The organism is Novosphingobium sp. PC22D, from assembly GCF_002556635.1.
Classification (GTDB): Bacteria; Pseudomonadota; Alphaproteobacteria; order Sphingomonadales; family Sphingomonadaceae; genus Novosphingobium.
In genome coordinates, this window is the sequence record NZ_MWMO01000001.1 from 467,905 (window position 1) to 488,875 (window position 20,971).

At 66.7% G+C, this 20,971-nt stretch carries 20 protein-coding genes and 1 riboswitch; of the genes, 10 read left to right on the top strand and 10 right to left on the bottom strand.

The features are described from left to right. Window positions 1-6 precede the first annotated feature (6 nt). Complete coding sequence (locus B2G71_RS02175; protein WP_098104106.1) at window positions 7-612, bottom strand: uracil-DNA glycosylase family protein; 606 nt, start codon at window positions 610-612, stop codon at window positions 7-9. Window positions 613-794: 182 nt separating this feature from the next. Here B2G71_RS02175 and B2G71_RS02180 point away from each other — a divergent pair, with 182 nt between their 5' ends. Then, entirely contained in the window at window positions 795-1,193 is a 399-nt protein-coding gene (locus B2G71_RS02180; protein WP_098104107.1) for a hypothetical protein, read from the top strand. A gap of 21 nt (window positions 1,194-1,214) precedes the next feature. Here the strand turns inward: B2G71_RS02180 and B2G71_RS02185 are convergent, their stop codons facing one another. From B2G71_RS02185 to B2G71_RS02205, 4 genes are all read right to left on the bottom strand, one after another. After that, window positions 1,215-1,844, bottom strand: a complete 630-nt coding sequence (locus B2G71_RS02185; protein WP_098104108.1) for an SOS response-associated peptidase family protein — start codon at window positions 1,842-1,844, stop codon at window positions 1,215-1,217. A 79-nt stretch (window positions 1,845-1,923) separates the two neighbouring features. Beyond that, on the bottom strand, window positions 1,924-3,075 hold the full coding sequence (locus B2G71_RS02190; protein ID WP_098104109.1) for an acyltransferase family protein: 1,152 nt from the start codon (window positions 3,073-3,075) through the stop codon (window positions 1,924-1,926). After that, window positions 3,072-4,142 (bottom strand): sterol desaturase family protein, encoded by a 1,071-nt coding sequence (locus B2G71_RS02195; protein WP_098104110.1) that lies wholly within the window; start codon window positions 4,140-4,142, stop codon window positions 3,072-3,074. Before B2G71_RS02195 ends, B2G71_RS02190 begins: the two co-directional genes overlap by 4 nt. A gap of 359 nt (window positions 4,143-4,501) precedes the next feature. Then, window positions 4,502-5,059 carry a sulfotransferase family 2 domain-containing protein gene (locus tag B2G71_RS02205; RefSeq protein WP_168176218.1) on the bottom strand — a complete coding sequence of 186 codons (558 nt, stop codon included), beginning with the start codon at window positions 5,057-5,059 and terminating at the stop codon, window positions 4,502-4,504. Window positions 5,060-5,347: 288 nt separating this feature from the next. Then, window positions 5,348-5,455: riboswitch (TPP riboswitch) on the top strand. A 38-nt stretch (window positions 5,456-5,493) separates the two neighbouring features. Between B2G71_RS02205 and thiC the strand changes: the two genes are divergently transcribed. The 3 genes from thiC to B2G71_RS02220 all read left to right on the top strand — a co-directional run bounded on the left by thiC (window position 5,494) and on the right by B2G71_RS02220 (window position 9,243). After that, window positions 5,494-7,365: a phosphomethylpyrimidine synthase ThiC gene (gene thiC / locus B2G71_RS02210; protein ID WP_098104113.1), complete on the top strand. Its 1,872-nt coding sequence runs from the start codon at window positions 5,494-5,496 to the stop codon at window positions 7,363-7,365. Between the two features lie 23 nt (window positions 7,366-7,388). Beyond that, window positions 7,389-8,183, top strand: a complete 795-nt coding sequence (locus B2G71_RS02215; protein WP_098104114.1) for a DUF72 domain-containing protein — start codon at window positions 7,389-7,391, stop codon at window positions 8,181-8,183. Window positions 8,184-8,367: 184 nt separating this feature from the next. Further along, window positions 8,368-9,243: an LLM class F420-dependent oxidoreductase gene (locus tag B2G71_RS02220; protein ID WP_098104115.1), complete on the top strand. Its 876-nt coding sequence runs from the start codon at window positions 8,368-8,370 to the stop codon at window positions 9,241-9,243. Window positions 9,244-9,307: 64 nt separating this feature from the next. Here B2G71_RS02220 and B2G71_RS02225 read toward each other — a convergent pair whose 3' ends face one another. Next, window positions 9,308-10,273, bottom strand: a complete 966-nt coding sequence (locus B2G71_RS02225; RefSeq protein ID WP_098104116.1) for a zinc-binding alcohol dehydrogenase family protein — start codon at window positions 10,271-10,273, stop codon at window positions 9,308-9,310. Window positions 10,274-10,305: 32 nt separating this feature from the next. Continuing rightward, window positions 10,306-10,707: a nuclear transport factor 2 family protein gene (locus tag B2G71_RS02230; protein ID WP_098104117.1), complete on the bottom strand. Its 402-nt coding sequence runs from the start codon at window positions 10,705-10,707 to the stop codon at window positions 10,306-10,308. Between the two features lie 115 nt (window positions 10,708-10,822). Between B2G71_RS02230 and B2G71_RS02235 the strand changes: the two genes are divergently transcribed. The 3 genes from B2G71_RS02235 (at window position 10,823) to B2G71_RS02245 (ending at window position 12,697) form a co-directional block, all read left to right on the top strand. Next, the gene (locus tag B2G71_RS02235; protein WP_098104118.1) at window positions 10,823-11,830 is read left to right on the top strand and encodes an NADP-dependent oxidoreductase; all 1,008 of its coding nucleotides are present in this window, start codon (window positions 10,823-10,825) and stop codon (window positions 11,828-11,830) included. Between the two features lie 7 nt (window positions 11,831-11,837). Beyond that, on the top strand, window positions 11,838-12,188 hold the full coding sequence (locus B2G71_RS02240; RefSeq protein WP_098104119.1) for a Rieske (2Fe-2S) protein: 351 nt from the start codon (window positions 11,838-11,840) through the stop codon (window positions 12,186-12,188). A gap of 80 nt (window positions 12,189-12,268) precedes the next feature. Further along, a complete protein-coding gene (locus tag B2G71_RS02245) occupies window positions 12,269-12,697 on the top strand; it encodes a nuclear transport factor 2 family protein (protein ID WP_098104120.1) in 429 nt (142 codons plus the stop codon). A 129-nt stretch (window positions 12,698-12,826) separates the two neighbouring features. Here B2G71_RS02245 and B2G71_RS02250 read toward each other — a convergent pair whose 3' ends face one another. Then, window positions 12,827-15,271 carry a TonB-dependent receptor gene (locus tag B2G71_RS02250; RefSeq protein WP_098104121.1) on the bottom strand — a complete coding sequence of 815 codons (2,445 nt, stop codon included), beginning with the start codon at window positions 15,269-15,271 and terminating at the stop codon, window positions 12,827-12,829. A 150-nt stretch (window positions 15,272-15,421) separates the two neighbouring features. Here B2G71_RS02250 and B2G71_RS02255 point away from each other — a divergent pair, with 150 nt between their 5' ends. Beyond that, entirely contained in the window at window positions 15,422-16,429 is a 1,008-nt protein-coding gene (locus B2G71_RS02255; protein WP_098104122.1) for an NADP-dependent oxidoreductase, read from the top strand. A 26-nt stretch (window positions 16,430-16,455) separates the two neighbouring features. Here the strand turns inward: B2G71_RS02255 and B2G71_RS02260 are convergent, their stop codons facing one another. Beyond that, on the bottom strand, window positions 16,456-17,220 hold the full coding sequence (locus B2G71_RS02260; protein WP_098104123.1) for an SDR family oxidoreductase: 765 nt from the start codon (window positions 17,218-17,220) through the stop codon (window positions 16,456-16,458). Window positions 17,221-17,587: 367 nt separating this feature from the next. Here B2G71_RS02260 and B2G71_RS02265 point away from each other — a divergent pair, with 367 nt between their 5' ends. Continuing rightward, the gene (locus B2G71_RS02265) at window positions 17,588-18,601 is read left to right on the top strand and encodes an NADP-dependent oxidoreductase (RefSeq protein ID WP_098104124.1); all 1,014 of its coding nucleotides are present in this window, start codon (window positions 17,588-17,590) and stop codon (window positions 18,599-18,601) included. A 114-nt stretch (window positions 18,602-18,715) separates the two neighbouring features. Here B2G71_RS02265 and B2G71_RS02270 read toward each other — a convergent pair whose 3' ends face one another. Further along, a complete protein-coding gene (locus tag B2G71_RS02270; protein ID WP_098104125.1) occupies window positions 18,716-19,477 on the bottom strand; it encodes an SDR family oxidoreductase in 762 nt (253 codons plus the stop codon). Between the two features lie 233 nt (window positions 19,478-19,710). Here B2G71_RS02270 and B2G71_RS02275 point away from each other — a divergent pair, with 233 nt between their 5' ends. After that, on the top strand, window positions 19,711-20,892 hold the full coding sequence (locus B2G71_RS02275; RefSeq protein ID WP_168176219.1) for an SRPBCC family protein: 1,182 nt from the start codon (window positions 19,711-19,713) through the stop codon (window positions 20,890-20,892). Window positions 20,893-20,971 lie beyond the last annotated feature (79 nt).

Genomic DNA, 20,971 nt, shown 5'->3' on the forward strand with positions numbered 1-20,971 from the left:
GAACGCTCAGCCGAGCGCCGCCGCGATCCTCTCGCGCAGCGCGGGCAGCACGTCGGCGGCGAACCAGGGATGCTTCGCCATCCACAAGCGGCTGCGCCAGGCCGGGTGCGGCAGCGGGAACAGGCCCTCGGGCATCTCGCGCCAGCGGCGCACCGCCTCGGTCATCGATCCGCGCAGATGACGCGGCAGATAGAGCTTCTGCGCGTATTGCCCCACCAGCAGCGTCAGGCGCACGTGCGGAAGCTCGTCGAGCAGCGGTTGGTGCCACATGGGCGCGCACTCCGGGCGCGGCGGCAGGTCGCCGCCGTCGCCCTTGCCGGGATAGCAGAATCCCGAAGGCATCTGCGCCACTTGCGCGGGATCGTAGAAGGTTTCGCGATCAATTCGCGTCCATTCGCGCAGACGGTCGCCGCTGGCATCGTCCCAGCCGATGCCGCTCGCGTGGACCTTGCTGCCCGGCGCCTGGCCGATGATGAGCAGCCGCGCGCCCGGTGCCGCCTGCACGAAGGGGCGGGGCTCATGCGCGAGTTGTCCGGCGCAGGCGCGGCAGGCGCGGATGCGCGCAAGCAGGTCGTCGAGGGCATCGGGAGCGGCGGCCGGAGTCCGGGGCATGGCCAGACAGATGAGGGCTTGCCGCGGCGATGCCAAGTCCAGATGCCAAGTCCAGTCGGTCGCGCGCGCGCAGGACCGCCCGTCCGATCCTTCCTCGCGCTTGGCGGCATTGGTACTTTACAAATCGGCAGCACTGCGGCCATCTCTTCACCGTGATCCCGAAAGCGGGACGGGAGGAGCAAATGCCTGATTTTACCACCGCGCCGGCCTGGACCGCGATCTTCCTCGGCCTTTTCGCCCTGTTCGCGGGCATCGGCGAGTGGCGCAAGCCCGGCCACTGGGAACGCATGCTGCGCGAGATTGCCAACTCGCCCGCGCTGCAGGTTGTCACCGCCCTGGTCGAATTCCTGACCGGCGCGATCGTCTATCTCGCCAATCCCTGGGCGTCGCCCGACTGGCTCTCGAGCACCTTCAGCGTGATCGGCGGATTGCTGTGCCTCGAGGCGCTCGCGATCCTGGCGTTCTCGGACATCTATACCGCGTTCTGGCTACGCCGCTTCGGCCCGCTGTCGCGCTTGTGGACGATCCTTTCGATCGGATTGGGCGCGATCGCGATCGCGGTGGGCATCGTGCGGTTCTGATCGCCTCGCGGCGAGGGGCGCCTAGACCGCCCGCATCGATGACGAGGGATAGGGCGCGATCAGGTTCGCCGCGCCAGCCCAGGCGGCGTGGAGCCAGGTCTGCCGGGCCTCGGTGTCGGCGGGCAGGATGACGGGCATCGCTTCGCGTCCCGCCGCGCGCAAGGCCGCGTTGGGCTCGCAGGTGAGGATCGCGAAACTCGGAACCTCGCTGTCCTTCCACACGCCCGCCATGGCGAAGAGCGGCTGGTCGGCGCAGGCGAACCAGTGCCGGTGGCGGCGCCCCTGCGCGTCGCGCGCCTTGCCCCAGACCATGAAGGCGCTCGCGGGCACGAGGCAGCGGAACTCGGCATTGCGCAAGTTGCCGATCCAGAACGGGCTGTCCGGATTGCGCACCGTCATGATCCCGTCGCGCCGCGCCTCGCCCCAGGTCGAGGGAGGAGGCGGCACGCCCCACAGGCGTGGGATCATCCGTGTCGCGAGCGGCCGGCCGGCGGGCCGCGGCCCGGCAATGAACTCGCGCCCGGCCGTGACCACCGGCGCGAAAGTGCCCGGGGCGATCGTGCCACCCGCCCATGGGTCGTCTCCCGCGCGCGCGCCGAAGGCGGCGGCGATCGCGGCGGCATCGGCATCGAGGCGATAGAGTGTTGGCATGTCGGACGCGGAGGTTCGCAGGGTTTTGTATCGAGCCGCTGATGCAACCAGACCAGCGGCAGTGCGACTGTCGTCTCCGCTATCGCGGCCTGCGCGTCAACCGATCCGGGAGGGTCCGGCGGCGGGTCACAAGGCTGCCGCGATGCGGCGCGAACCGTCCAGCAATGTGGAGGAGGCGGCGTTTCCAGCGGCCCTTGCCGCGCTCGATCACCGATCCCGCCGCGCAGCACGCCGCGATCGTCGTCAGGGCCACGGCCGCGACGGCGAGGGGAGAATGCACGTCGTAGTCGGTCACGGCGGCGACAAAGCGCAGCATCGGGTAATGGAGCAGGTAGAGCGCGAAAGTCGATTGCGCCGCCCAGCGGATGTGGCCGGCGACCGGCGTCAACCAGGCTTCCAGCCGCGCGGCCATGTGCCAGGCTCCGGCGAAATGCACCGCGACCAGCGGCCCGATCAGGTAGCTCGCCAGAACCTCGTCGGAAAAGCCGAGATAGTGCGCGGTGTTTTCGGGGCCGAGCAGCAGATAGGTCAGCGCCTTGAGGACATCGAACAGCCCGCTCGCCCGCAGCGCGAGATAGGCCAGCGCGCTTCCCGCGAACCAGACGAGGCCGCGCTCGGGCGAAACCTCGGCGGCGCGCAGCCGGCGATAGGTCGCGACCCCGAGATACCAGACCGGGAACAGCAGCAGGATCTTGGGGCCGGCGCACAGCGCCATCGCGGTGACGACAAGCAGGCGGGTGCGTCCGCGAAGAAACGCCATGGCTCCGAACAGCGCGTAGTACCAGGCCTCGTAGCCCAGCGACCACCACGGGCCGTTGCTGAAGGGGCGCACCGATTCGAACCATAGCTGGTTGGTGAAGCTGAGCGCGCGCAGCGCCCGCCAAAGCGGGTCTTCGGCCTGGAACCACCATTGCTGATAGGCACCCGGGTCAGCCATCCGGCCGACCAGATCGAGCAGCAGCGTCAGCACCAGCGCCGGTACGGCGACCGACCAGAGCCGCGCCAGCCGGCTCGCCGCGTAGTCACCCATCGTGGTCTCGCGGGTCTGCGTGACATGCGCGACGACGAAGCCGGACAGGACGAAGAACACCATGACCGCATCGTTCCCCCAGGCGCGCCAGGGAAGAAGCATGCCGCCAGAAAGCTCGGGATAGGCGAGGTGCGTGAGCAGCACCGCGACCGCCGCGAGAAAGCGTACGAGGTCGAGGTAGAGCGAGACTCCGCGGTTCACGGCGCCAGGCCTTCGGCGGGCATCGGCCCGGGCTCAGGCTCGGGTGCCCGCACCGGCTTGCGCCCGGTCAGGTGCCGGGCGGCATAGCCGAACGGTTCGAGCAATGCCGAGACGAGCGAACGATGCGGCTGCTCCGCTTCGTGAGTGAGCCCGAATTCCAGGTCTTCGCGGCCTTGCGGCCGATAGAGCGTGCCGAACGCGAGATCCCAGATCGAGAACACCTCGCCGTAGTTGCGGTCGTGGTGGCGCTCGGCCCTGCTGTGGTGGATCTGGTGGAGCGCCGGGCTGACCAGCACGCTTTCGGCCAGCGGCCCGAAGCTCAGCCACAAGTGCGTGTGGCGCAGGCTCGATGCCGCATAGGCGAACATGGCGAAGCCGGTCGCCGCGACGCCCAGGGCATGCATGCTCACTTGCGCGCCGAACTGCCAGATGATCAGCGCCTGGATCGGCGCGACAATCGCGCAGTCGATGGCGACGCTCAGCGCGTCATAAACCGGATGCTTGCGCAGCAGGGTCAGCGGATTGAGCGCCTCTGCGGAATGATGGACGCGGTGAAAGGCCCATAGCGCGGGCATCTCGTGCGACAATCGGTGGGTCACGTAGGTGCTGAAGTCGAAGGCCAGCAGCAGCAGGCCACCGAGCATCACCGTCCCCCAGGTGCCTTCGAGCAGTTCGGGGCGTCGGTCGAAGGTGGCGACGAGCGCTCGCGCGAGCTGTGTCGCGGCAAAGCTGCTCGTGATCCCGAACACGAGCCAGCGCGCCGGCAGCAGAAGCTTGTTGAACAGCGCGAGTTGCCCGTCGACCGCCGCGCTGCGCGACCAGTAGGCGCTCGCCGGGAAGGCGTGACGCAGGAAGGCGCGCAGGTCCGAGACCGTCCGGGCCGTCCCGTCGTCCAAGGATCGCTCGCGCCGCCGCACCACGAGCCAGGCGGCCATCGCGATCAGCCAGCCGGTCAGCAATACCGGGAATCCGATCCGCGAGCCGGAATCGTTGAAGAGCGAGAGGAGAGTGTCGGCTACGACGGTCAGGGCCTGTGCGCCAGTGTCTGCGGCTGCCGCCTGCTCCATGGCTTGTCTCTTCTTTACGGATCGGTCGCGAACCTGGTCGGGCTCCTTATGCGGCCTCGCGGTTAAGCCCGCGTAAAGCACCGTGCGAACGCACTGACGACGCGCGTCCGCTTCCCGGGTTCGAAGGCAGCCGACGCCGGCACGCGCGCGCTTAGTGGGAAGCCAGGTATCCCGAGATATATTCCAGCAATCGGTAATCCAGCATGTTCTTCTGGTGCAGAAATTCGATTGTCCGAGGTTTCAGGCGGTCCCGCAGGGCCCATGCAAAGGGCTTGTCCGCGCACGCATCCCGACGCCCACTGTTCACGAGCGGGAGGGCCTCGGTTTCCTCGAGGACGCCATGGCGCCGCAGGAAGTCTTCAATGTGGGCCCTGTCCCCCAACTACGAGCCTGCCGTCTTCGATTTCACGCAGGATGCTCGCCCTCGCCGCCGCAAACTCGGAAACGGTGCGCACGGCCTTGCCGGAATAGGCGCGGCAGAAATAGTTGCACCAGTTGGCCTCGAGGTGATCGATATCCTCGAAAACACCATCGGCCATTGCATCCAGGGTCGGAAGACGCTCCCGAAGCGCACTGTGCAGCGGATGGGCGGGCGTCATGTGGATATAATTGAAAAAGCTGCAAATCCGGTCGATCGGATCTCGCATGATCGAGAATTTTATGACCGGTCTGTCGAACAGGTCATCAAGGTTTGCGGTCGTGTGCCCGAAGAAGCAGTCAAAATTCTCGTCGCGAAAGCGATTGTCCTTCTCTTGCAGAATTTTCTTGATGTCGGGGTGATCGAAAGAGACCGCCCTGGTGCCGAATTTCCGCGAGACAAGCGCATTCACGGAGCTGCCGGAGCACTTCGGGACATGGATATGGATCAGCACCGGTTTCCCGTATGCGGACCTTTTTTCTGGACCTGCGTTGGTCATGACGCGTGGATTCGGTTCTTCCCTGACGGATAATTCGCCGGTCTTCTCTTGCTGTCGCCGCGGCTTGCGGGCGCACTCCTGCGTAGTCCTTTGGGGCCCTTGCATTCTTCAGCGTAGTTCGCTGGGCCAAGAGCTTAAATCCGGTAACATGCTAAGTAGAAACGCCTAGAAGGGCCGGCGGCGCTTCCCCGGTGCGCGACCCGCGCCAAGGGCCGCGGTCGGGCCGTCGCTCGCGGGGGAGCGCGCGCGATGCTAGACCTTGCACGCTGCGGCAAATCGCGTAGATTCGCGCGGACCCCGGGGAGCCAGCACGGCTGAGAGGTGCGGGTATGCTCCGCACGACCCGTCGAACCTGAACCCGTTAGCACGGGCGGAGGGAGGGACTGGCCGCCAAGGTAGTTCTCTTCCGCCGTCCACCGAGGAGAGAAGCGCCCATGGCCGACATCAATTCCAAGCTCGAGATCGGCGTCACCACCGGCCCGATCCGCGGCAGCCGCAAGATCCACGTCGGACCGCTCAAAGTCGCGATGCGCGAGATCGACCTCGAGCCTTCGAGCGGCGAGGCGCCCGTGCGCGTCTACGACTGCTCGGGCCCCTATACCGATCCCGACGCGCTCATCGACATCCAGGCGGGTCTGCCCCAGCTTCGCCGCGAATGGCAGATGGCGCGCGGCGACGTCGAAGCCTACGACGGGCGCGAGACGCGGCCCGAGGACAATGGCCAGCTCGGGCCCGACCGTTCGGGCGGCGTTCCGGCTTTCCCCAGGGTCGTCAAGCGGCCGCTGCGCGCGAAGACGGGCGGCAACATTTCGCAGATGCACTATGCCAGGCGCGGCATCGTCACACCCGAGATGGAATACGTCGCCACGCGCGAGAACCTCGGCCGCGAAATGCTCAAGGAATACATCCGCGACGGGCAGAGCTGGGGCGCCGAGATTCCCGACTACGTGACCGGCGAATTCGTGCGCGAGGAAGTCGCGCGGGGCCGCGCGATCATCCCGTCGAACGTCAACCACCCCGAGTGCGAGCCGATGGCGATCGGGCGCAATTTCCTCGTCAAGATCAACGCCAATATCGGCAATTCGGCGGTCGCCAGCGACGTGGCCAGCGAAGTCGACAAGATGGTCTGGGCGATCCGCTGGGGCGCCGACACAGTCATGGACCTGTCCACCGGCCGCAACATCCACGACACGCGCGAATGGATCATCCGCAATTCGCCCGTGCCGATCGGCACAGTGCCGATCTACCAGGCGCTCGAGAAGGTGGGCGGCGTGGCCGAGGACCTTACCTGGGAGATCTTCCGTGACACGTTGATCGAGCAGGCCGAGCAGGGCGTCGACTACTTCACGATCCACGCCGGCGTGCGGCTGCCCTATATTCCGATGACCGCCAAGCGCGTGACCGGGATCGTCAGCCGCGGCGGCTCGATCATGGCCAAGTGGTGCCTCGCGCATCACAAGGAGAGCTTCCTTTACGAGCACTTTGACGAGATCACCGAGATCATGAAGGCCTACGACATCGCCTATTCGCTGGGCGACGGCCTGCGTCCCGGCTCGATCGCCGATGCCAACGACGAGGCGCAGTTCTCCGAACTGTACACGCTGGGCGAACTGACCAAGCGCGCCTGGGAGCAGGACGTGCAGGTCATGATCGAGGGCCCCGGCCACGTGCCGATGCACAAGGTCAAGGAGAACATGGACAAGCAGCTCGAGGCTTGCGGCGAGGCGCCGTTCTACACGCTCGGGCCGCTCGTCACCGACATCGCGCCCGGCTACGACCACATCACCAGCGGCATCGGCGCGGCCATGATCGGCTGGTACGGCACCGCGATGCTTTGCTACGTCACCCCCAAGGAGCACCTTGGCCTGCCCGACCGCGACGACGTGAAGGTCGGCGTGGTGACCTACAAGCTCGCCGCCCACGCCGCCGACCTTGCCAAGGGCCACCCGGCCGCCAAGGTCCGCGACGATGCGCTCAGCCGCGCGCGCTTCGAGTTCCGCTGGCGCGATCAGTTCAACCTCTCGCTCGATCCCGACACCGCCGAGCAGTATCACGACCAGACGCTGCCCGCCGAGGGCGCGAAGTCGGCGCACTTCTGCTCGATGTGCGGGCCCAAGTTCTGCTCGATGAAGATCACGCAGGAAGTGCGCGACTTCGCGGCCAAGCAGAACCAGCCGAGCGATGCCTTCATCGCCGCCGACGCCACCAAGGCCGAGGCCGAGAAGGGCATGCAGGAGATGAGCGAGAAGTACCGCGAGGTGGGCAACCAGCTCTACGTCGGCGCCGGCGACCGCGAGCACGACTGAGGCCATCGGGCCGAGCGCGAGGCATGTCCGGCGGCGCGATCCGCACCGGCATCGGCGGCTGGGTCTATCCCGACTGGCGCGGGACCTTCTATCCCGAAGGCCTGCGCCAGGCGGACGAACTGGCCTATGCCGCCGGGCGGCTCGGCACGATCGAGATCAACGCCACCTACTATCGCTTGCAGAAGCGCGAGAGCTTTGCCGCCTGGCGGGACGCGACGCCCGAAGGCTTTCGCTTCGCGCTCAAGGCCTCGCGGTTCTGCACCAACCGCAAGGTGCTGGCCGAGGCCGGGTCTGGCATCGAGAAATTCTTCGCGCAGGGTGTCGCCGAACTGGGCGACCGGCTCGGGCCGGTGGTCTGGCAGTTCGCGCCGACCAAGCGGTTCGAGGCGGAGGATTTCGCGGCCTTTCTCGCGCTGCTGCCGGAAACCTGCGAGGGCCTGCCGTTGCGCCACGCGCTCGAAGTGCGGCACGAGAGCTTCGCCTGCGCGGAGTTCGTGGCGCTCGCCCGCGACCACGGCATGGCGATCGTTATCGCCGACCATGACGAATACCCGCAGATCGCGGATCTCACCGCCGACTTCGTCTATGCCCGACTGATGCGCGCGCAGCAGCAGGTTCCCACAGGGTATGATGCCGCCGCGCTCGACGAATGGGCGCGCATCGCCCGCTCGTGGCGGGACGGCCACGCACCCGAAGGACTCGCCTATGCAACCGCCAAGGAGGCTCCGGCCGCGGGCCGCGAGGTGTTCGTCTACATGATAAACGGCGCCAAGGAGCGCGCACCCGCCGCCGCGATGGCCCTCGCGGACCTGATCTGAGCGTGCCGCAGTCGATCGCTTTGCTTTCCGGAGATATCATCGGCTTTGACGCGCGAGCGCCGCGCGCATATGCGAGGCGGCAAAACTGTACGCGTGCACAGGAAACGGCGAGGCGCGGGGCGACCCGCATGCCGATGCCGGCCCGCAGGCGGATGGCACGAGATCGGGCGCAAGGAGCGAAGAGATGAAGTTGGGCGCAATCTATCCCCAGAACGGGTTGGGCGGAAATCCCGCGGCGGTGCGCGAGATCGGCGTCGCCGCGGAGCAACTGGGCTACGACAGCCTCATTGCCTACGATCACGTCGTCGGCGCGGTCCACGCCGATCGCGAGCCCAAGCTCACGGGCCCCTATACCGAGAAGGACCCCTTCCACGATCCTTTCGTCATGTTCGGATATCTCGCCGGACTGACTGAGCGGATCGAGTTCGTCACCGGCATCCTCATCCTGCCGCAGCGCCAGACGGTGCTCGTCGCGCGCCAGGCGGCGGACCTCGACCTGCTGTCGGGCGGACGCTTCCGCATGGGCGTCGGCATCGGCTGGAACTACGTCGAGTACGATTCGCTGGGTCAGGATTTCACGAAGCGCGGCAAGCGCGTGGCCGAGCAGGTGCCGCTGCTGCGCCGCCTGTGGAGCGAGGAAGTGGTCTCGTTCGACGGCGAGTTCGATACGATCGACCGCGCCGCGCTGGTGCCGCGTCCGGCCCGCGCGATCCCGATCTGGCTCGGCGGCTTCGCCGATGTGGCGCTGCGTCGCGGCGTCGAGATCGGCGACGGCTTCATCTGCGCCGACGGCGCCGCCGACGCCTTCGCCCAGCTTTCGCGGCTCGACGAACTGCTCGACGAGAAGGGCCGCGACAAGGCGGCTTTCGGCAAGCAGATCAACATGCTGCGCGCCAAGTCCGCCGACGAGGCGGTCGAAACCGCGCTGCGCTGGCGCGAGGCTGGCGGCACGCACGCGGGCGTCAATTCGATGGGGCTGGGCTTCACCACGGCGGCCGAGCACCTTGCCTACTTCGAGGCGGTGGCCGACAAGGCGCGGCAGGCCGGGCTGATCGGCTAAGGCTGGCCGAACCGGGAAACGTCTCCGCCGGAAACGAGCGGATCGGGCTAGCGAATAGCTTCGCTCACCGCGCGCGCAGCAGCACGCGGCCGAAGGGATGGGCCGTGGCGACATGCTCGTGCGCCCGGCGTGCTTCGGCGAGCGGGAATTCGGCGTCGATCGGCATTTCGAGCGATCCGGCCGCGACGCGTGCGAGCAGGTCCTCGATCATGGCGCGGGCACGCGGCGTGTGCATGTCGCGGCCCAGCGAAATACCGTAGACGTGAAGCGCCTTGCGGATCAGTTCGAAGAAGCCGAAGCTTGGCAAATCGCCCGAGGAAGCGCCGACCACGGCATAGCGGCCGTGCGGGCGCACCGCGTCCATCAGCGCGTCCTTGCCCTTGCCGCCTGCGAGATCGAGCACGAGGTCGATTCCCTTGCCCCCGGTCAAGTCCTTGCACCGCGAGGCGATGTCTTCGCGGCGGTAGTCGATCCCGTGGTGCATCCCGAACGGCGCGATCCGCGCCAGACGCTCGGGCGAGGAGGCGGTGCCGATCACGCTCGCGCCCGCCTGCGCGGCGAGCTGCACGGCGGCAAGGCCGACGCCGCCCGCCGCGCCCTGGACCAGAACGGTCTCACCGGGCTTGAGCCCGCCGTATTCGAACAGCGCATCGTGCGCGGTGCCGAAGGGGATCGGCACGGTCGCCGCGAGCCGCAGGTCGAGCCCTTCGGGCACGGCGAAAGCATGGTGCTCCTGTACCGCGAACAGTTCGGCATGGCTGCCGTTCCAGTGAAAGCCGACGACCTTGTCGCCGGGACGGAAGCGCGTCACCTCAGAACCCGTCGCCGCGACCGTGCCGGCGGCCTGGTAGCCCGGCACGAAGGGCACTTGCGCGGGCGGGGTGATCTGGCGGTTGAGCAGGTCTCCGCCCTCGATCGAGACCCATTCGACCGCGATCAGCACGGTGTCGGGGCCCACCTGCGGATCGGGCAGCTCGCCGAACTCCATCACCTCGGGGCCGCCGTTGCGTGAATAGTGGATCGCCTTCATGCGCTCTTCCTCTGCTCGGCCCGTCGCCGCGCTCAGGCCGCGGCCTTTGCCTTGCAGGCGGCAAGGAAGGGGGCCGGATCGAAATAGAAGGGCTTGATCTCGCAGCACTTCCCGTCGCGGAAGCGAAACATCTCGCACAGTTCCGCCGGGGCGAGCAAGGGATCGGCGAAGCGCATCGTCAGCACCGCGACCGCGCAATCCTCGCCCGCCGTCAGCGCCGAGCGTTCGAGCCCGGCGACATCGACCATCCCCATGACCTTTGCATAGAGGTCGCGCAGGCCGTTCTTGCCGCGGTATTCGCCCGCCATCGGCAGCCCCTCGGCCTCGCAGGCGACGAAATCGTCGGTCAGCAGGTCGGCGGCGCGCTCCCAGTCGCCGGAGCCGGCGGCGGCATACAACGCGTCCACGAAGGCGACGATCTCTTGGCTGGTCATGGCTTGGGCTCCTCTCGTGCCTGTTTGCCGGCACTGTAATGCAGGCGGGCGGTTTCGCCGAACCTAGCGATTCGACTAGCCTGTCGCGGCGATCATAGAGGCTAAGGGTGCGGGGATGGGAAAGGTTAGACAGATAGTCCTGGCGCGGCGCCCGGCGGGCGTTCCGCAGCCGGAGGACTTCGAACTGGTCGAGGGCGCGATCGGCGAACCCGGCGACGGCGAATTTCTCGTCGCGATGCGGGTCGGTTCGGTCGATCCGGCGATCCGGGGTTTCCTCGACGACCGGCCGAGCTACATCGAGCCGGTCCAGCTCGGTGAGCCGATCAAGGGCATGTCGCTGGGCGAGGTCGTCGTTTCCAGGCACCCGGACTATCCCGTCGGCACTTTCGTGCGCGCCTTTGCCCACTGGGCGGATCACTACATCCTGTCGGGCGATGCCTGGGGACTTGAAAAGGTCCGCCCGCAGCAGGGCGTCGAGCTGCACCACTACATGGGCGCGCTGGGCCCGGTCGGGCTGACGGCGTGGGTCGGTCTGTTCGCCGTCGGCGAGGCCAAGCCCGGCGAGACCGTGCTGGTGAGCGCGGCGGCGGGCGCGACCGGTTCGACCGTGGGCCAGATCGCCAAGGCGAGCGGATGCAAGGTCATCGGCATCGCCGGGTCGCCCGAAAAGGTGCAGGTCATGCGCGACCTCGGCTTCGATGCCGCGATCGACTATCGCGCCACCTCCGATCTCGTCGCCGACGTCTCGGCGGCGGCGCCCGAGGGCATCGACGTGTTCTTCGACAATGTCGGCGGCGAGATGCTCGAGGCGATGCTGCCGCTGATGCGCCTCCACGGCCGCGTCGCGGTTTGCGGCATGATCGACCAGTACAACGATGCCGACCATCCGCACGGCGTCACGACGCTGTGGCAGCTCGTGGTGAACCGCATCAAGATGCAGGGCTTCATCACCTACGACTATCCCGAGGTGCTGGAACGCGCCCAGCGCGAGCTTGATGGCTGGGTGCGCGAAGGCAAGCTCAAGCCGCTGGCCAATGTCCGCGATGGGTTCGAGCGGTTGCCCGAGGCCTTCATCGACCTGATGTCGGGCCGGACGATCGGCAAGACGCTCGTCCGGATCTGAAGCCACCGTGATGACGAGCTGGCACACCCTCTGCGCCGAGGCGGATTTTCCCGAGGACGGCAAGCTCGCCAGGCGGCTTGGCGGTTGGAGCGTGCTCGTCGTCAGGACCGACGAGGGCTATCGTGCGGTCAACGACCGCTGCACCCACCAGGCGGCGATGCTCTCGCCGGGCAAAGTGCGGCGCGGGGCGATCATGTGCCCCCTGCACGGCGCGCGCTTCGAGGCGGCGACCGGCCGCTGCATTGGCGGCGCCTATGCCGACTTGCGCGTGTTCGACCTGCGCGTCGCGGACGGGACCATCGAGGTCGCGGTTCCCGACGCCGCTCCCGGTCCCGACGAGCGCCCGGTCGGGGCCTGATCCTACCCACAGTCACAGTTCGAGAGCGGACGTCACGCGGCTAGGCTGCGCGGCGACGAAAACACCTGGGAGAAACAGACATGACCTATTCCGGCCCCATAGAGGACCGCATCGCCATTCGCGAATTGCTCGAGACCTACGCCGACGCGGTGACGCGGCGCGATCCGGATGCCTGGGGCGCGACCTGGGCGGACGACGGCGAGTGGTCACTGCCCGATTATCCCGAGCTGGGCACCACCAGGGGCCGCGAAGCGATCGTCGCCATGTGGGTCGAGGCGATGAAGTCCTATCCCGGGATCATGTTCGAGGCCTGGCCCGGATCGATCGAGGTCGACGGCGATCGCGCTACGCTGCGCAGCTACACCGCCGAAGTCTACGACCAGGACGGCACCACGTTCCGCGATCGCGGGCTCTACGAGGATACTTGCGTCAAGGTCGGGGGGCGCTGGCTGTTCAAGAGCCGCAGTTTCCGCAACATCCACCGCCAGCAGGGCGCCAAGGGCTGCTGACCTTCCGGTCGCCGGACAGCGCCTGAAAAGAAAGGAGCGGCAGGATCATTGCGATCCTGCCGCTCCTTTTCTTGCGGGACATGATCACCCGCCCTCCGGAGGGACGATCCGTGAGGGCGGGCTCGGGGGTCAGAAGCGCTTGGTCACCTCGACCATGACCGTGCGGGGCAGCGCGCCGAAGCCGAGCTGGTCGGCTTTGACGCCCGCGGCCGTGCCGGTGCCGCTGCCGGTCGAGGGGCCGTCCACGACGCCGGTGACGTAGAACTCGTTGGTGAGGTTCTTGCCGATCACGGCGAGTGTCCAGTTGTCGTCCTCGGCGCCAAAGCGCACGCCGGCATCGAGCGTGACGTAGCTGTCCTGCATCGAGAGCGGGTTGCCGAAGCCCGAGGCGAGGTAGCTGTCCGAGTAGCGCGCGTCGGCATTGAAGCCCAGCTTGAACGCTTCACCCACCGGCATCTCGTAGGAGACGCCGAGGTTTCCGGTCCATTCGGGCGCGACCGACAGCGGCGCGTCGCTCAGGTCCTGGCGCGCCGAAAGGCCGCCGACCAGCGTGCAGCCCTCTGCGGGCGTCTGGCCCGCGTAGCACGGAGCAAGCGGGAAGTCGGTGTACTTGGCCTTGTTGTAATTCACCGAGCCGTTGAGGTTGAGGCCCGGCACGCCGCGCGGCGCGAACTGGAACTCAAGCTCGACACCCCGGGTCCGGGCGTCCGCGGTCAGCGTCTGGAAGGCGAAGATCGGCGAGTTGAAGAAGTCCACCTGCAGGTCGTTGTAGTCGTAGGTGAACACCGTCAGGTTGAGGCGAAGCTGCCGGTCCATCAGGGTGGACTTGATGCCGATCTCGAAGCCTTCGGCGGTTTCGGGCTCGAACGTTAGGTCGTCCGTCGGATTGGCGGAAAACTTCGAGTTGATGCCGCCGTTCGAGAAGCCGCCAGACTTGTAGGCGGTCTTGTAGGCGCCGTAGACCATCAGGTCCGGCGAGGGCTTCCAGGTCAGCGTCGCTTCGGGCGACCAGTCGATGAACTGCTGGTTGGCGGTGACCACGCCAAGGCCGTCGGGATCGTCCGAGGGACGGAAGATGCCGGTCAGGCCGGGATTGTTGTAGGGCTGGGTGAAAAAACTGGTCTTGGTCTCGTTGGTGTAGCGCACGCCGCCGGCCAGTTCGAGCGTGTCGGAGATCTCGAAGATCGCCTGCCCGAACAGCGCGAAGGTCTCGCCGTCGGTGAAGCTGTCCTTGCTGGTCGCCAGGTACTCGAAACCGGCGGGGGCCAGGCTGTTCGAGAGATTGGCGAACATGACATACTGTTCGAAGTCGCGCTTGGTGTTCTGGTAGAGGCCACCGATCATGAAGTTGAACGGTCCGTCGAACTGCGAGAGCGCGCGCAGCTCCTGCGAATAGGCGCGCCAGGACGAGTTCTCGGTCGCCCAGGTGCCCGCGTCGCTCGACTGGAAGTCGCAGGCGCAGGTCCAGCGGTTGTTGTTCCACTGATAATTGCTGACCGAACTGATCTGCAGCAGGTCGGCGTCGTACTGGATGTTCAGCGTCGCCGCGGCCGACTTGTAGCGGTTGTAGAGCGCGCCGTCGTCCTTGGCGTAGGGAAAGCCCGCCGCCGCGATGTTGGCGGGCATGTTGTTCTGGTGGTTCACGAAGTCGCGATCGCAGGCATAGCCGGTGAGCTGCGAGACGCCGCTCGGCAGGCCGCATTCGTAGGTGACGTAGTTCCACGAGGAGTTGTTGACGCGGTTGTAGTCGTAGCTGCCCTTGAGCGTGACCGTGAGCCGGTCGGTGGGCTCGAGCTTCAAGGTGGCGCGGGTGAGGAACTCCTCTTCGGCCGGCTGCCAGGTCGGGGCGGGCTGCGCGATGTTGTCCTGCGTGGCGCCGGTCGCGACGTCGAGCGTCGAGTAGTTCCGCGGCACGGTGACGTTCTTGTAGTAGCCCTTGTCCGAGTTCGAATAGCGCGCGGCGAGGCGGATGCCGACGGTGTCGCTCAGCGGCGTCGAGGCCACGCCTTCGATGCGGTATTGCTGCGCCTTGAACTCGTAGCCGCCCTTGATCATGAATTCGGGATCAACGCCCGGATCGGCGCTGGTGATCGAGATCACGCCGGCGGTCGCGTTCTTGCCGAAGAACAGCGCCTGCGGCCCCTTGAGCACCTCGACGCGCTGGAGGTCGAAGAAGCCTTCCTGGATGATGCGGCCCTGGCCGTAGTAGGCGCCGTCGACGACGACCGCGACCGATTGTTCGATGCCGATCGAGGTCGACGACGAGCCGATGCCGCGCAAGGTAAGCTGCGCGCCCGAGCCGTTCGAGGCGCGGCCGACGTTGAACTGCGGCGCGATCGCGGCGATCTTCTCGACGCTGGTGACATCGCGCGTCTCGATCATCGTGGCATCGAACGCGGCGACCGAAACCGGAACGTCCTGCAGCGTTTCCTCGCGCTTGCGCGCGGTGACGACGATGTCGTTGAGGCCGCCTTCGCTCGCAACAGCCGCCTGTTCCTGGGCAATGGCGGGCGTGGTTACGGCAAGTGCGCCCATGACGGTCGACGCCATGAGGGCGGATTTCGAGATACGCATGTCAGCGATCCTCCCCTGTTGTTTACTTTGTCGTTGAGCCTTTAGCGGCCCTGCTGTTTCCTCCCGCCTGACACTTCGGATAGCCCTAGTAATTTCGACAGGTTCGCAAGCCGGTTGGTCGGGCTCACCGCTGGGGCAGGAGGACCTGATATGGACACAAGCCGTTACTGGCGATTGGACCGCCACCCTCGGGGCAATACCGGGTTCGAGGACGCGCTCAGCTTGCACGAAGAGACCTTGCCGCCGCTGGGCGCGGGCGAAGTGCGCCTGCGCGTGGCCTGGCTCTCGATGGACGCGGGAACGCGCATGTGGATGAGCCCGCGGACCGACGGCTATCAGCCGCCGCTGCCGCTCGGCGCCAAGATGGTCGGCTTGTGCCTGGGCGAAGTGACCGAAAGCGAGGATGCCCGCTTCCCGGTCGGCGCGATGGTGCGCGGCTTCGGCCAGTGGGCGGAATATGCCACGGTCGATCCGGCGGCGGCGGGGCTCGAGGTCGTGGACCAGAGCGTGCCGGACATGCGCGAGCATTTCGGCGCGCTCGGAATGAACGCCTGGACCGCCTATGTCGGCGTGCGCGAGGTCGCGGCGGTAAAGCCCGGCGAGTGGCTCGCGGTCTCCGCGGCGGCGGGGGCGACCGGTAGCCTCGCTTGCCAGGTCGGGCGCAATCTCGGCGCGAAAGTGATCGGCATCGCCGGGGGGGCGGAGAAATGCGCCTGGCTGCGCGAGACGATCGGCGTCGACATGGCGATCGACTACCGTAACGAAGACGTCGAGGCGCGGCTTGCCGCGATCGAAGGGGGGGTCGACGCCTTCTTCGATAATGTCGGCGGGCCGATCCTCGATGCGGTGCTGCCCAACATGGCGCATTACGGTCGGATCGCGATCTGCGGCATGGTGGCGGGCTACGACAGCGACGGGCCGATGCCGGGGCCCGCGCGCTTCGACCAGATCCTGATGCGCAGGCTGCGCGTCGAGGGCTTCTTCATCCCCGACTTCCTCGAGCGCGGGGCGGAATTCATGCCGCGACTGCGCTCCTGGCTCGACGAGGGCAAGCTGACTATGGCTTTCGACGAGACGCGGGGAATCGAAAACGTGCTCGTCGCCTACGAACGGATGCTCACCGGTCGCAATCTCGGCAAGGCGATCGTCCGGCTCTGAGCCGGCACGATCGCCTTGCCGCGCGATCACATCGCCGTGACACCACCGTCGACCGCGAATTCGGCGCCGGTGATGTAGCCTGCCTCGTCGCTGGCGAGGAACACGTTCATGTTGGCGATGTCGCGCGGCGACCCCATGCGCTTCATCGGGATGCCTTCGACGAGTTCGGCGAAACCGTCCGGATTGTCGCGACGCGCGACGTCCTGCATCGCGGTATCGATCATGCCCGGGTGCACCGAGTTGCAGCGTATTCCCTCGGCGGCGCATTCCATCGCCACCGACTTCGAGAAGATGCGAACCCCGCCCTTGGCCGCGCCGTAGGCCGCGCAGGCGGGAATGCCGACCAGTCCGCCGATCGACGACAGGTTGATGATCGAGCCGCCGTGGCCGACTGCGCGCATCAGCGCGACCGCGCGCTGCGATCCGTAGAATACCGAGTCGAGATTGACCTTGGTCTGCTTCTCCCACTCGGCCGCGGTCAGCTCGAGAAGCGGCTTGAGAATCGCGATCCCGGCATTGTTGACCAGCACGTCGAGCCGCCCGTGCCCCTCGCGGACCAGCGCGAAGACCCTGTCCCACGCCGCTTCGCTGGCGACATCGTGCTCGAGAGCCTCGGCCTGGCCGCCCGTGTCGCGGATCGCCTGCGCGGTCGCCTGGGCGCTCGCGAGATCAAGGTCGGTCAGGTAGACGAACGCGCCTTCCTCGGCGAAGCGCCGTGCCGTCTCCGCGCCGAGTCCGCGCGCGTTTCCGGCGCCGGTAACCATGGTGATCTTGCCTTCGAGGCGGCCCATTTTCCTATCCTTTTCGATGCTTGAACCGGAAGCGCGGCGAACCCGATCGTTTCGACGCACGTCCGCAGGTTGAGCCGCCAGCGCGAGAGGCATCGGGCGGGTCGGCAAAACCACGTGTCATCACGTGTCGCGTGGCGTCGAGCGGTGGCCGGGCGCGCGGCGCCGATCTGCGCGAACGCCGTTCGCTTGCGCGGTATGCACCATGCTTGCCAACGGGCCTTCTCCCCTTCAGGCAGGCTCAGCGGCCCGCTCGTCACCGCCGGTCTTATGGAGCGTGTTGCGTCGCGAGCTGCCCTGCCCATTTGCACAGGTGCAAGCGCGCGCCAGCTTGGCGACCAGACCTTGCAAACAAAGAGGAGAGCCTGCCTTGGCCGAGAACCGTCGTTTCCTGCTCGTGCGCCGTCCGAGCGGCGAGCCCGTTCCCGAAGACTTCGCATTGGTCTCGGGGCCGATCCCGGAGGCGCCCGAAGGCGGGCTGGTGGTGCGCAATCACTTCATTTCGCTCGATCCGGCCCAGCGCGGCTGGATGGACGACGCGCCCAGCTACATGCCGCCAATCCCGCTCGGCGATCCCGTTCGCGCCACGACCGTGGGCGTGGTCCATGCCTCGAACAATCCCAACTTCACGCCCGGTCAGTGGGTCATGGGCCTGAACGCCATGGAAGACTATTCGGTCGCACAGCCTGGCGGCTTCACCATGCCGGTTGACGTGAACGCGGTCGCCTCTCCCTCGAATTTCCTTTCGGCCCTGGGCGCGGTCGGCCTCACCGCCTATTTCGGCCTGCTCGAGGTCGCGAGGCCGAAAGCCGGCGAGACGCTGCTCGTTTCGGGCGCGGCCGGAGCGGTCGGCTCCGCCGTCGGCCAGATCGGCAAGATCGTCGGCTGCCGCGTTATCGGCATCGCCGGCGGGGCGGAGAAGGGCCGCAGGCTGATCGAGGACTACGGCTTCGACGTCGCCATCGACTATCGCGGCAAGTCGGTCGAAGCGCTCGCGGCCGACATCCGCGAGGCGGCGCCCGACGGCGTCGACATGGTCTTCGAGAACGTGGGCGGCGACGTCATGGACGCCGAACTGCTCAACCTGGCGCACAATGCCCGCATCGTGCTGTGCGGCCTCATCAGCGAATACAACGCGCCCGAAAAGGTGGGAATCCGCAACTTGTGGCGCGTGCTGACGACGCGTTCGACGATCCACGGCTTCCTCATCGCCGACTATGCCGACCGCTTCGCCGAAGGCGGCGCGAAGATGGCGCAATGGCTTGGCGAAGGGCGGCTGCGGGTCGACGAGGACATCCAGGAGGGGCTCGAAAACGCCTACGATGCCTTCATGCGCCTGTTCACCGGCGCGAACACCGGCAAGCTCGTGCTCAAGATCGCCTGAGGCATCGGCCGAAAAAAAAGGCGAGTTCCCCCGGAAGGGAACTCGCCGCAAGGAACCTCTTTCGAGGGTGGAAACCGAAATGAGAGAGAGAGGTCTTCCGGTGCGAAGAGGCCGTCAGAACTGGACGCGCTTGGTGATTCCACCATCGACCACGATATTGGCGCCGGTCATCGCCTTGCAGGCCGGCGAGGCGGTGAAGACGATGGCCTTGGCGATTTCCTCGCCGGTGGTCATGCGACCGGCGGGAATCTGGCCGACGATCTGATCGAAGAACTCGGGCGCCGCCGCCTTGATCTGGGGCCAGGGACCGTCGTCGGTCCAGACCGGGCCGGGCGTGATGCAATTGGCGCGAATGCCCTCGGCGGCCAGCGACTGGGCCTGCGCGGCGGCATAGTTGATCACCGCGGCCTTGAGCGCATTGTACGGCTGCACGCCCATGAATTCCTCGACCGCGCCGGTGGAGCTCATGCACACGATCGAGCCGTCTTCGGACTTGGCGAGAAAGGGCTTGGCGGCGGCGATGCCGCGGCGCATCGGCAGGATGTCGGTCTTGAGGATCAGGTCCCAGGCGGCGTCGGTGTCCTCGCCGGGATTGACCGAGGTGAAGCTGATGAAGATGTCGCAGCCGCCCAGTTCGGCGGCGGCCTTTTCGACGAAGGCAGGGACCGCTTCGGCGTCGGTGACGTCGATCGTCTCGCCGAAGGCCCTGACCCCGGCGCCGTTCACTTCTCCGACGACGATGTCGACCTTGTCCTGCGTGCGGCCGCAGACGGCGACGTCGCAGCCTTCGGAGGCGAGCACCTGCGCGACCGCGCGCCCGATGCCGCCGTTGGCGCCCACCAGGATCGCCTTCTTGCCTTTCAGTCCGAGGTCCATGCCAGATATCTCCCGCCAGTCGTGTTGCGCGTTCGCGTTTTCGTAGCGTGCCCCTTTCGCGGCATGAGCGTGCGCGTGCCACTGCCATTTTGATCAGGAAGGGATGTTCCGGGCCGTCGCGGCCCTCGGGTGACCTGCGCATCCGCGTATTTGCGCCGGAGTAACTATCATCTTGTGCAGCTTGCGGTCGCGCCCTGCGGCGCCAAGACTGCTCGCCGAAAAGCATTCGGGAGATGATAGTGAACCGTATCAGCAGGATCGGCGACGTGGCCGAGATCATGGTCGGCTACGTCGAAAACAAGACGACGTTCCAGACCGACAAGACGTTGAACGTGCCGACCAGCAGCTACACCTCGTCCGATCAGTTCGACGCCGAGATGGAGCTTATCTTCAAGCGCACGCCGCTGATGCTCGCTTTCACCGCCGAGATGCCCGAGCCCGGCGACTACAAGACCATGGACGCGATCGGCATGCCGGTGCTGATCAACCGCGACCGGCAGGGCAAGGTGCGCGCCTTCCTCAATGTGTGTTCGCATCGCGGTGCGCCGGTGGCCGAGGGCAACGGCAACTGCACGCGCTTCACCTGCAAGTATCACTCCTGGACCTACGGTGCGGACGGCAAGCTGATCGGCATCGCCGAGGCGAGCAGCTTCGGCGAGGTCGACAAGTCGCGGCTGGGCCTGCGCGAACTGCCTTGCGAAGAGCGCGCGGGCATGATCTTCGTGTGCCTCACGCCCAATGCGCCGATGGACCTCGACAAGTATTTCCGTGGCTATCTGGAGGATTTCGAGGCGCTCGATTTCGCCAACTGGACCTATCTCGGCAATCGCACGATCGAAGGCGCGAACTGGAAGATCGCCTTCGACGGCTATCTCGAAGGCTATCACTTCAAGTCGCTGCATCCCGACACGATCTTCCCGCGCACGCCTTCGAACACGATGCACTACGAAGGATTCGGGCCCAATATCCGCATCGGCTTTCCGCAGCACACGATCGCCGAGCAGCTCAAGGACGTGCCGCGCGAGGAATGGGGCACGCGCGAGAACCAGGGCTACGATTTCGTGCGGATCTTCTTCCCCAACGTATCGGTCTTCATCGCGCCCGAGATCACCCAGGTCGCCCAGCTTTTCCCCGGGCCGACGCCCGACAGGAACCGCACGGTGCTGAACTATCTGCGCCGCGAGCCGGTCCGCGACGATGCGGATCGCGAGGCGGTGGAAGCCGCGATGAACTTCTTCCGCGACGTCACCTACCAGGAAGACTACGTGATCGGGCTGGAGATTCAGAAGGGCCTCGAATCCGGCGCGCACGACGATCTCGTGTTCGGCCGCAACGAGCGCGGCAACCAGTACTTCCACGAGTGGGTGAACTGGTACCTCGACGACGATCCCTCGGCCCCCGAACCGCGGATCTGAGGCCGCGGAAGCGGCGCAACCCATTGCCGTCGGCTCCCCGCTTGCAAGCCGCAGGGCACGAGCAGGCGACGACCCTGAG